A 9,144-nucleotide genomic window follows, 5' to 3' on the forward strand; every position below is an offset into this window, starting at 1 on the left:
GTTCACCTCTGGAGCTCGTCCAGGAGATCGCTCCACTCTTCCGCGGAGAGGCCGGCATCAGGGGGCTCGGGGGCGGGCGGCGGCGCGGGCGGCGCCTCGATCGGCGCGGCCTCCACGGTCAGCTGCGCCGCGGCCGCGGCCACGGTCGGGTGCTCGAACAGCAGCTTGGGCGAGAGGCGCAGCCCCCGCCGGGCGGCGCGCGCGATGACCTGCAACGTGACGATCGAATCGCCGCCCAGCTCGAAGAAGTTGTCCTCGACGCCGATCTGCGGGCGGTGCAGCACCTCCGCCCAGACCTCCGCGAGGATCCGCTCCGCCTCGGTCCGGGGCGCGACGTAGGGGCGATGGCCGACCGCCGCCGCCTCGGGCGCTGGCAGGGCGCGGCGGTCGACCTTGCCGTTCGGGGAGAGCGGCAGTCGCTCCAGCAGGGCGATCGGCGAAGGCACCATGTACGCCGGGAGCGCCTCGCCCACCCACGCGCGCAGCGCCTCCGGCTCGGGCGCCGACCCGTCGCGGCCGGCGACATAGGCGACGAGGCGCTTGCCGCCGTGGGCCTCGTCGCGCGCGACCACGACGGCCTCGCCGACGCCGGGGTGCTGGAGCAGGCGCGCCTCGATCTCGCCGAGCTCCACGCGCAGGCCGCGGATCTTCACCTGATGATCGAGGCGGCCGAGGAACTCGATGGCTCCGTCGGGCCTGTGGCGCGCGAGATCCCCTGTCCGGTACAGCCGTCCGCCGGGCGCGGACCCGAACGGATCGGGCACGAAGCGCTCGGCGGTCAGCGCGGGCCGCTCGTGATAGCCGCGCGCGAGCCCGACGCCGCCGATGTGGAGCTCCCCGGCGACGCCCGCCGGCACCGGCTGGCCGTGGCGATCGAGCAGGTAGATCTGCGTATTGGCGATCGGGTGCCCGATGGGCACCGAGGCCGAGGCGTCCTCTCGCCGGCACGCCCAGGAGGTCACATCGATGGATGCCTCGGTCGGGCCATAGAGGTTGTGGAGCTCGGCGTCCAGCCGCTCGAAGAACCGCCGCGCGAGCTCTGAAGGCAGCGCCTCGCCGCTGCAGATCACCCGCCGCAGCGAGAGGCACGACGACGCCCCGGGCGCCTCCAGGAACGCCTGGAGCATGGGCGGGACGAAGTGCAGCGTGGTCACGTCGTGCCGTGTGATCAGCTCCACCAGCCGCTCACCGTCGCGGTGATCGCCGGGCCTGGCGACGACGAGGCCGGCGCCGGTCATCAACGGCCAGAAGAACTCCCAGACCGAGACATCGAAGCTGAAGGGCGTCTTCTGGAGCACCCGGTCTCGCGCGGTGAGCCCGTAGCGCTCCTGCATCCACTGCAGCCGGTTGAGCAGGCCGCGGTGGCTGTTGCCGGCGCCCTTGGGCCGCCCGGTCGAGCCCGAGGTGTAGATGGTGTAAGCGAGGTTGTCCGGCGACACCGGCACAGCGAGGTTGCCTGTCGGCTCCCTGTCGATCTCGGCGCGATCGGCGTCCAGGCACAGCACCTCGGCGCGGTGGGCGGGCAGGCGCGACGCGACGGGCCACTGGCTCAGGAGCACCGGCGCCCCCGCGTCCTCGAGCATGAAGGCGATGCGATCGGCCGGATACTCCGGGTCGATCGGCACGTACGCCCCGCCCGCCTTCAGGATGCCGAGCAGCCCGACGACCATCTCGACGGAGCGCTCCGCCGCGATGGCCACGAGCCCGTCCGGCCCCACGCCGCGCTTCCTGAGCGCGTGCGCCACCTGATTGGCACGCTCGTTCAGCGCTCGATAGCTCAGCTGCTTCTCGTCGAAGATCACCGCCACGGCGTCCGGCGTCCGCTCGGCCTGCGCCTCGAAGAGCTCGTGCACGCGCAGGTCTCCCGGATACGCGCGCTCCGTCGCATTCCACCCGGCCACCACGCGTCGGGACTCCAGATCACCGAGGAGCGACAGGTCGCCGACCCGGGCCTCGGGGCGGCCGATGATCTGCCGGAGCGTCCCCTCCACGAGGCCGAGCAGGCGGGAGGCGCCTTCCTCGTCGAAGCGCCGCCGGTCGTACGCGAGGCGCAGCTCCAGCCTTTGCCCCGGCAGGATGGTCAGGGTGAGCGGGTAGTTGGTCTGGTCCGCGAACGCGACGTCGCGGACGCCGAGCCCGGGCAACCCTTGCTGCGCGCGGGGGTCGGTCGGATAGTTCTCGAAGACCAGGAGGCTCTCGAACAGCGGCTGTCCCGCCGGGACCACGCTGAAGGCCCGCGCCTGCGCGAGCGGCGTGTGCTCGTGCTGGCCCAGCTCGGTCGTCGTGCGCAGGAGATCGCGCAGCCAGTCTGCGACGGTGGCGGCCGGCGGCACGGCCACGCGCAGCGGCAGCGTGTTGATGAAGAGCCCCACCATGGACTCGATCCCGGCCAGCGGCGCCGACCGCCCGGCCACCGTGACGCCGAAGAGCACGTCGTCGGTCCGCGCGGTCCGGCTGAGCAGCAGCGCCCAGGCGGCCTGGACGAGCGTGCTCGCCGTCACGTGGTGCTGCTGCGCGAAGCGCGAGAGGCGCGCCGTGACCGGCTCCGGCAGCGAGACGGTCCTCGTCCCCTGTCCGCTCGCCGCGTCGGCCGGCGCCGGCGCCGCCCGCTCCAGCGGCAGCGGCGTCGCCGCGCCGAACCCCGCCAGCGCGCCCCGCCAGAACGGCTCCTCGGCGCCCGCGTCCCGCTCGCGCAGCCAGGCGATGTACTCGCGGTAACGCCTGCGGGCCGGCAACGCGACCGCGCGGCCGGCGCGCAGGGCGTCGTAGGCGGAGAAGGCGTCCTGCAGCACCAGGGCCGCAGACCACCCGTCGAGGAGGAGGTGGTGATGGCTCCAGAGCACGAGGTGGACGTCGTCCTCCACGCGCAGGAGCGACAGGCGCATCAGCGGACCCCGGGCCAGATCGAAGCCCCGCGCGCGGTCCGACTCGAGGCGAGCGGCCACCCGCGCGCGGTGCTCATCCGCCTCCTCCGCGTCCCCGCCGCGCCAGTCCTCGACCTCGATCTCCACCGCCGCCGCCGCGCCCGCGCGCCGCACGACCTGGAGCGGCTCGTCGGCCCCCTGCCAGACGAAGGTCGTGCGCAGGACGCCGTGGTGCTGCGCCACGGCCTCCCAGGCCCGACGGAAGGCGTCGGCGTCGAGCGCGCCGAGGAGCCGGCAGGTCACCTGCTCGACGTAGACGCCGGTGCCGGGCTCCCACAGGCTGTGGAACAGCAACCCCTGCTGGAGCGCGCTGAGCGGCATCACGTCCTCCACGTCGCGGCCCGGCCCGAGCAGGCGGTCGAGCGTGGGCTGATCGAGCCGAGCCAGGGGGAAGTCCGACGGCGTGCACCCTCCCGCGTCGGGCTCGAGGCAGCGGGCGACCAGGGCGCGCAGCCGCGCCGCGAAGTCCTCGCTCAGCCGCTGGATCGTCTCCGGCCGATGGCGAGCGCCGCTGTAGCTCCACGTGACCCGGAGGCGCCCGCCCACGACGGCGGCGTCGACCTCCAGCTCGTAGCCCCGCGGCGCCCACGGATCGCGCTCTGCCCCGACGAGGTCGTCCTCGGCGAGGGCGAAGAGCGGGCTCGCCGCGAGCCGATCGTCCCACTGCCCGAGGTAGTTGAAGCTCACCGCGGGCGCTGGCTGCCCCGAGAGCTGCGCGCCGCGCGCGTCCTCGCTCAGGTAGCGGAGCAGGCCGTAGGTGGCCCCGCGGCGCGACGCGCCGCGGAGCTGCTCCTTCACCGCCTTGAGCGCCTGATCGCACGCGGCGTCGGGCTGAACCTCCAGCCGCACGGGGTAGAGGCTCGTGAACCACCCCACCGTTCGAGAGACGTCCACGTCGCCGAGCGCGTCGCGCCCGTGGCCTTCCACGTCGACGAGCACCGCGGCGTCCCCCGTCCACCGCGCGAGCGCTCCGCCGAGGGCGGTGAGCAGCAGCTCGTCGACGCGTGTCCGGTACGCGGACGTCGCCGCGAGCAGCGCGCGGGTCTCGCCCTCGTCCAGGCGATCCGTGCGGCGGACCGTGTCGCCCTCGAGCCCGGCGCCGTCCGGGTCGTCTGTCGTGAGCGGCGCCGTCGGCCGCGCGGCGGCGATCCACGCGTCCGCCTGCCGCGCCACCTCGTCGGACTGGGCGTGCGCCCGCAGGCGCCGGGCCCAGGACGCGAAGCCGGTCGTCCTCTCGGGGAGCCGGATCTCCTCGCCGGCCGCCCGCTGCTGGTACGCCGTCTGGAGATCCTCGAGCAGGATCCGCCACGAGACCGCGTCCACGACGAGGTGATGGGCGGCGAGCAGCAGCCGGCCGCCGCGCGCAGCACCCAGGTCGAAGAGCACCGCGCAGAGGAGCGGCCCCTCGGTCAGGTGGAGCCGCGCTTGCCACTGCCCTGCCGCGCGCGAGAGCGCCGCCGCCTGCTCCGCATCCTGGACCGCGGAGAGGTCCACCCGCGCGACCGCCGCGCCCGCCGCGCGCCCGTGGCGCTGCCGCCACGCGCCGCCGTCGCGCGTGAACCGCAGCCGCAGCGCCTCGTGGTGCTCCGCGACCGCCGCGACCGCGGCCTCGAGCGCCTCCGGCGCCAAAGGCGCTCGCAGCTCCAGCAGCACGGACTGGTTCCAGTGGTGCGGCTCGTCCCCGAGGTGTTCGAAGAACCAGCGCTGGATGGGCGTGAGCGGCACGTCGCCGTCGAGCGGCTCCGCGGCCGCGTCCGTGGCGGACGCCGCCTCGGCCACCGCGGCCAGCTCGGCGACGGTCTGGTGCTGGAAGATCTGCCGCGGCGCGAGCGACAGGCCCGCCGCGCGCGCGCGCGCCACCACCTGGAGCGCCAGGATCGAGTCGCCGCCCAGCTCGAAGAAGTTCTCGCGGACGCCGACCGCGGCCCGGCCGAGGAGCTCCGCCCAGATCCCCGCGAGGGCCGCCTCGGCCTGCGTCCGCGGGGTCGCGGCGTCGCCGGCGCCCTCCACGGCGGGCGCTGGCAGCGCGCGCCGGTCGATCTTGCCGTGCGGCGTGCGCGGCAGCTCGTCCAGCAGGACGAAGGCCGACGGCACCATGTAGTCGGGCACCTGCTCCCTCAGCGCCCGCCGGAGCTGCTCCGGGGCCACGCCCTCTCCGGCGGCGACGTAGGCGACCAGCCGGCGATCCTCCTGCCGATCCTCCCGCACGACCACGACCACCCCACGCACGCCGGGCTGCTCGGCGAGCCGCGCCTCGATCTCGCCGAGCTCGATCCGGAAGCCGCGGAGCTTCACCTGGTGGTCCACGCGCCCCGCGAACTCGAGCTGTCCATCCGCTCGCCACCGCGCCCGGTCGCCGGTCCGGTACATCCGCTCGCCCGGCCGCTCCGAGAACGGGTCGGGCACGAAGCGCTCCGCGGTCAACCCGGGTCGCGCCCAGTAGCCGCGCGCGAGCCCCTGGCCTCCGAGGTACAGCTCGCCCACGACGCCCACCGGCGCCGGCAGCCCCGCGACATCCAGCACGTAGGCCCGCGCGCCCGCGATGGGCCGGCCGATGGGGACGGCCGTCTCACGCCCCGCGGCGTCAGCATCGGCGCCTGCCGCCGTCAGGTCGCAGGCGGTCGCGACCACCGTGGCCTCGGTCGGCCCGTAGGTGTTGACCAGGCGCACGCGGGTCGGCACCGACGCCCGCCAGGCGCTCACGCGCTCGGGCAGGGCCGCCTCGCCGCCGACGATGACCAGCCGGAGGCCGGGCGGCAGCGCCAGGCCCCCGTCGCGCGCGACCTCCGCGGCCACGCGGTGCCAGTACATGGTCGGCAGGTCCAGCACCGTCACGCCCCACGCCGCGCACGCCTCGAGGAACGACGCGACGGACGCCAGCATCTCCTCGGTGCGCAGCACCAGCGCGGCGCCCCGCGTGAGGCAGGGGAAGATCTCCTCGGCGCTGGCGTCGAAGCTCAGCGACGCGAACTGCAGCACCCGGTCCGACGGCGCGATCTCGTAGAGCCCCGCCGCGGTGTCGACGAAGCCCGCGATCGCCCGGTGCGGGACGACGACGCCCTTGGGTACGCCCGTCGATCCGGACGTGTACAGGATGTACGCGGCCTGCTCCGGCGCCGGCTCCCGCGCAGGCGGCACCTCCGGCTCGCCGTCCACGCAAGCCCAGCCGGGATCGAGGCGGATCAGCGCGAGATCGCGGCGCTCGACAACGCCCTCCACCGCGCCCTCCCCGGTCACCACCGCGCGGATGCCGGCGTCCGCGATCATCGCGGCGATCCGCTCCCGCGGCGTCGAGGGATCGATCGGGATGTAGGCCCCACCGGCCTTGAGCACGCCGAGCACGGCGGCGACCATCTCGATCGAGCGCGGCAGGCAGATGCCCACGCGGACCTCGGGCCCCACGCCGAGCCGCTGCAGGCGCTGCGCGAGCTGGTTCGCTCGCCGATCGAGCTCTCCGTACGTGATCGACCGCCCCTCCTGGACGACGGCCAGGGCCGAGGGCGCGAGCGCCGCCCGCGCCTCGAAGCCCCTGTGTACGGCGCGCGGCGCGCGGTCCGGCGCCGCGGCCATGCCCCAGCCGAGCACGCGCCGTTGGTCTTCCGGCGCGAGCAGGGGCAGCTCGGACAGGCGCGCCTCCGGGGCCGCCGCGGCGCCCGCGAGCAATCGCTCGAGGTGCGCGGTCAGGCGCTCGATCGTGCCTTGATCGAAGAGGTCCGTGTCGTACTCGACCGCCCCGGCGATGCCGCCTTCGTCGACGGCCATCTCCAGGGACAGATCGAGCTGGGCGCCGCCCGCGTCCAGGTCGAGGAGGCGCACCCCGAACCCCGGGATCTCGGGGGCCCCCCGGAGCGCGGGCTGGAGCGCGAAGAGCACCTGGCAGAGCGGCGCGTGGCTCAGGTCCCGCGCCGGGCGCAGGGCCTCCACGACCTGATCGAACGGCGCCTCCTGGTGCGCCTGCGCCTCCCGCACGGCCTCGTTCACGCGCGAGAGCAGCGTCACGAACCGCGGATCGCCGCGGAGATCGGTGCGCAGCACGACGGTGTTGGCGAAGCAGCCCACGAGCCCTTCCAGCTCGGCCCGGCTCCGGTTGGTCACCGGCGTGCCCACGCTGAGGTCGAGCGCCCCCGTGATGCGCGCGAGGAGGGCCTTGAACCCCGCCACCAGCACCGCGTAGAGCGTCGTCTCCTCCCGCCGCGCCAGCGCGCGCAGCGCGTCGACGAGCGCGGCGGGCAGCCGGAAGAAGTGCCGCGCCCCGCGGTAGCGCTGGATCGCCGGCCGGGGCCGATCGGTCGGCAGCTCCAGCAGCGCTTCCTGGCCGGCCAGCCGCCGGGTCCAGTAGGCGAGCTGGGATCGCAGCGCGCCCGACTCCAGGCGCTGGCGCTGCCAGTGGGCGAAGTCCGCGTACTGCAGCGGCAGCTCCGGCAGCGGGGAGGGCCGGCCCCCCGCGAACGCCGCGTACAGCGCGGCGAACTCCTGCAGGACCAGGCCCGTGGACCACCCGTCGAAGACGATGTGATGGACGACCCAGACCAGGACGTGCTCGTCCTCCCTCATCCTGAGGAGCAGGAGCCGGAGCAGCGGTCCGCTCGCGAGGTCGAACGGGCGCCGCGCCTCGCGCTCGATCAGGCGCCGGCCCTCCGCGTCGCGCTGCGGCTCGGGGAGCCCGGTGAGGTCCACGCGCGGCACCCTCGCCGCGCCCTCCGGCCGGATCACCTGCGACGGCTGGCCGTCGATGACGTCGAACGTCGTGCGCAGGACCTCGTGACGGCGCACGATCTCCGCCACGCACCGATCCACCAGGCCGGCGTCGAGCGATCCGGTGAGCCGCACGGCGGCGGCGAGGTTGTACGACGCGCTGTCGGGATCGAGCTGGGCCAGGAACCAGAGCCGCTCCTGCGCGAAGCTCATCGGGAAAACGAAGACGTCATCGCTCATGAAAGAACCTCAGAGGGCCTCGGCCCGGTAGGGCTCGGCCATCGCGACAAGGACCTTGCGCGGGCCCCGGAAGGGCGCTCGCCCGTGGGCGACTCGCATGTTGTCGACGAGCAACACGTCCCCTTCCCGCCAGGGGAACTCCACGGCGAGCTGCCTGTGGACGTCGCGGATCTCGTCCAGGACCGCGCCCTCGATGGGCGAGCCGTCGCCGTAGAACGCGTTGCGGGGCAGCTGGTCCTCGGAGAAGACCGCGAGGAGCGCCTCTCGCACCGAGGGCTCCAGGCTGGACACGTGGAAGAGGTGAGCCTGGTTGAACCACACCTCATCGCCGGTGCGCGGGTGCATGGCCACCGCCTGGCACACCTCGCGTGTGCGCAGCTCGCCGTCGGCCTTCCACTCGCACGTTATCCCGCGCTGGCGGCAGATGCGCTCGACCTCGCCCCGGTCGGTCGTGCCGAAGACCTTCTGCCAGGGCACGTCGAGCCCGCCGCCATAGTTGCGGACGTACATCACCTTCTTGGCCGTGAACCGCTCGCGGATCCGGGCAGGGATGCGCCGGAGCACCTCGCGGCTGTCCGCGAGCGGCGTGCTGCCCCCCTCGGGCGCGGCCTCCGCGCAGTGGAACCAGATCTTCAGGGGCCACTCGCGCGTGTACGACTGCTCGTTGTGCAGCGGGATGTGCTGGTGTGCCGGGTACTCCGTCGACGTGTAGATGCGACTCTGCAGATGAGATCGCGGCGTCGACCCGAACGTGTAATCCAGCAGATCCGGCGTGACGAGCTTGACGAAGGCCTCGAAGTCGGCGACCCCGCGGACCGGGAACCCGCGGAACAGCACCGCTCCGCGCGAGGTCAGCTCCGCCTCCGCGCACGCCCGGATGGCCGCCGCAGACGCGGCGACGTCGCCGACGTCGCCGCGCCGGAGCGGGCTCACGACGAGCGGCAGTGCGGCGCCGGGGAAGCTGGACCGCGCGAGCCCATCCGCCTCGCCTCGCGCCCCCGCGGGCGACACGGCGCCGAGCTCCGTCACGACGACCGGCCCCCCTGCGCCGCCATCTGCTTGCGCAGGCTCAGCGGCCGCATATCGGTCCAGATCTCCTTGATGTGCTCGAGGCACTCCGCCCTGGTGCCGGATTTGCCAGCGTCCCGCCATCCGAGCGGGTTCTCCCGGTACTCGGGCCAGATCGAATACTGCTCCTCGTGGTTCACGACGACTTTGTAAATGGTGCTGTCTTCCTGTTCCTCGTTCGCCATGTCTTCCTCCGTTCGAGATGGGATGAGCGGTA

General features: G+C 74.1%; 3 protein-coding genes. All 3 read right to left on the reverse strand.

All coding sequences use genetic code 11. From position 1 onward, the window contains the following. Nucleotides 1-2 precede the first annotated feature (2 nt). Genes WME96_RS42885 through WME96_RS42895 form a run of 3 tightly spaced genes read right to left on the reverse strand, consistent with a single transcriptional unit; the run spans nucleotide 3 to nucleotide 9,112 of the window. Nucleotides 3-7,859 (reverse strand): amino acid adenylation domain-containing protein, encoded by a 7,857-nt coding sequence (locus tag WME96_RS42885; RefSeq protein WP_437287306.1) that lies wholly within the window; start codon nucleotides 7,857-7,859, stop codon nucleotides 3-5. Between the two features lie 9 nt (nucleotides 7,860-7,868). After that, complete coding sequence (locus WME96_RS42890) at nucleotides 7,869-8,888, reverse strand: TauD/TfdA family dioxygenase (RefSeq protein WP_437287307.1); 1,020 nt, start codon at nucleotides 8,886-8,888, stop codon at nucleotides 7,869-7,871. Continuing rightward, nucleotides 8,885-9,112, reverse strand: a complete 228-nt coding sequence (locus tag WME96_RS42895; protein WP_437287308.1) for an MbtH family protein — start codon at nucleotides 9,110-9,112, stop codon at nucleotides 8,885-8,887. The genes WME96_RS42890 and WME96_RS42895 overlap by 4 nt, the downstream gene beginning before the upstream one ends. Between the last annotated feature and the right edge of the window lie 32 nt (nucleotides 9,113-9,144).

This window comes from Sorangium sp. So ce406 (assembly GCF_051474675.1).
Taxonomy (GTDB): domain Bacteria; phylum Myxococcota_A; class Polyangia; order Polyangiales; family Polyangiaceae; genus Sorangium; species Sorangium cellulosum_G.